Source organism: Nocardia farcinica, from assembly GCF_029867845.1.
In the GTDB taxonomy this organism is placed as follows: domain Bacteria; phylum Actinomycetota; class Actinomycetes; order Mycobacteriales; family Mycobacteriaceae; genus Nocardia; species Nocardia farcinica_A.
The window spans coordinates 1-2,411 of sequence record NZ_JARWRU010000821.1 but is presented as its reverse complement, the minus strand read 5'-3'; the positions used below and the strand labels follow the sequence as shown (position 1 = coordinate 2,411).

Below are 2,411 nucleotides of genomic sequence, written 5' to 3'. Positions count from 1 at the left end.
GGTGCTGCGCTACGGCACCGACGGCTCGACCAGGCAGATCAGCGCCATCGGCATCACCCTGGACGCCCCGCCCCCGGTCACCGAGTACGGCCCGGTCGAGGCCGTCCCCGCCGCCGCCTCGTTCACCGGCGACCTGTTCGTGCGCACCTTCGAGGCGCTGGCCCAGATGCCGGCCAAGGTGGCCGCGCTCTGGGAGGCGGTCACCGGCGGCGAACGCGACCCGGAGACCCCGGTCAGCATCTACGGCGCCAGCCGCATCGGCGGCGAGAGCGCGGAGGCGGGCCTGTGGGAGGTCTTCGTGCTGATGCTGGCCAGCCTGAACTTCTTCCTCGGCGCCTTCAACATCCTGCCGCTGCTGCCGCTGGACGGCGGTCACATCGCCGTCGTGCTCTACGAGAAGGTGCGCAACACCGTGCGCGGCCTGCGCGGCCTCGCCCCCGGCGGCCCGGTCGACTTCCTGAAGTTGCTACCGCTGACCTATGTGGCCGTGGTCCTCGGCGGCTCGTACATGGTGCTGACGCTCGCCGCCGACATCATCAATCCCATCCGGCTGTTCCCCTGACCGGGTGGACACCTCGGACAGAGCGCCCGTGATCGGCCGTGGTGGCGTCCGCACGGGCCGCGCCGCGCGTGCGATGCGGGTACCGTGCCATGTGTCATCGACCTCACGCGGGCGGCGGCGCTCCGCTCGGTGACTAAGCTCGGGAGAGGATACGGCCCCCGCGGCATGCCGCGCAGGCCCACGGCAGCACGCCGCGGAACGCAGGGAAGCACCCGCGGCGAGGTGAACGCAGTGACAGAGAACGCAGCGAAAGTAGGCAGGCGACAGTGACCAGCACCATCGGATTGGGGATGCCTGCGGCTCCGGCGGCAGTGCTCGCTCCGCGTCGCAAGACCCGCCAGTTGAAGGTGGGCAACGTCGGCGTGGGCAGCGATCACCCGATCTCCGTGCAGTCGATGACCACCACCAAGACCCACGACGTCAATGCCACCCTCCAGCAGATCGCCGAACTCACCGCCGCGGGCTGCGACATCGTGCGGGTGGCGTGCCCGCGCCAGGAGGACGCCGACGCGCTGGCGACGATCGCGCGCAAGAGTCAGATCCCGGTCATCGCCGACATCCATTTCCAGCCGCGCTACATCTTCGCCGCCATCGACGCGGGCTGCGCGGCCGTGCGCGTCAACCCGGGCAACATCAAAGAGTTCGACGGCCGGGTCAAGGAGGTCGCCAAGGCGGCAGGCGCGGCGGGCATCCCCATCCGCATCGGCGTCAACGCGGGCTCGCTGGACAAGCGGATGATGGAGAAGTACGGCAAGGCCACCCCCGAGGCGCTGGTGGAGTCGGCGCTGTGGGAGGCGAGCCTGTTCGAGGAACACGGCTTCGGCGACATCAAGATCTCGGTCAAGCACAACGACCCGGTGATCATGGTGGAGGCCTACCGGCAGCTGGCCGCGCAGTGCGACTACCCGCTGCACCTCGGCGTCACCGAGGCGGGCCCGGCCTTCCAGGGCACCATCAAGTCGGCGGTGGCCTTCGGCGCGCTGCTCAGCGAGGGCATCGGCGACACCATCCGGGTGTCGCTGTCGGCCCCGCCCGCCGAGGAGGTCAAGGTCGGCGGGCAGATCCTGCAGTCGCTGAACCTGCGCCCCCGCAAGCTCGAGATCGTCTCCTGTCCGTCCTGCGGTCGCGCCCAGGTCGACGTGTACACCTTGGCCAACGAGGTCAGCGCCGGTCTGGAGGGGATGGAGGTGCCGCTGCGGGTGGCCGTCATGGGCTGCGTGGTCAATGGTCCCGGCGAGGCGAGGGAGGCCGATCTCGGGGTGGCCTCCGGCAACGGCAAGGGCCAGATCTTCGTCAAGGGTGAGGTCATCAAGACCGTCCCCGAGCACCAGATCGTGGAGACGCTGATCGAAGAGGCCATGCGCATCGCCGAGCAGATGGGCGAGGGCGAGGGCACCGGCGGATCTCCGGTCGTCACCGTAAGCTGACCAGCGCTTTCCCGCTATCTGTACCGCCGGGGCGCGGTTCGTGGCAGGCTGTTGGATGTGCGGAGTCTGCGGGAGCCGACGCGTCGGGCGAAGGTGCTTGCCGCGCGTCCGCTGGCGAACCGGGAACTGGCGCAGGTGCTTCGGGTGCTGGACGCCGATCCCATCGCCACGTGCATGGTGGCCGCGCGTGTGCAGGAGTTCGGTCTCGACACGCGTGACGGTCTCGGTGAGATGTGGACGCGCGAGGGGCCCGCGGAGTCGCTGTGCTTCTCCGGGGCCAACCTGGTGCCCCTGCTCGGCGGTCCCGAGGCGTTGCGCGCCTTCGCCGACCGGGCCGGGGGGGGGGCGCCGCGGGGGGGGGCCCACAAGCGGGCCGCGGCGCAAGCGCAGCCCCAGCCGGGGGGAGGAAAACCGCGCCCGCG

Annotated in this window: 3 protein-coding genes; all 3 read left to right on the top strand. The window is 70.6% G+C overall.

The annotated features are described in order from the left end of the window. Positions 1–562 (top strand): M50 family metallopeptidase (locus tag QH283_RS17870; RefSeq protein ID WP_280504129.1); only part of this gene is annotated, 562 nt, incomplete at its 5' end. A gap of 266 nt (positions 563–828) precedes the next feature. Then, on the top strand, positions 829–1,989 hold the full coding sequence (gene ispG, locus QH283_RS17865; RefSeq protein ID WP_280504128.1) for a flavodoxin-dependent (E)-4-hydroxy-3-methylbut-2-enyl-diphosphate synthase: 1,161 nt from the start codon (positions 829–831) through the stop codon (positions 1,987–1,989). Between the two features lie 57 nt (positions 1,990–2,046). Next, positions 2,047–2,411 (top strand): DUF4081 domain-containing protein (locus QH283_RS17860; protein WP_280504127.1); only part of this gene is annotated, 365 nt, incomplete at its 3' end.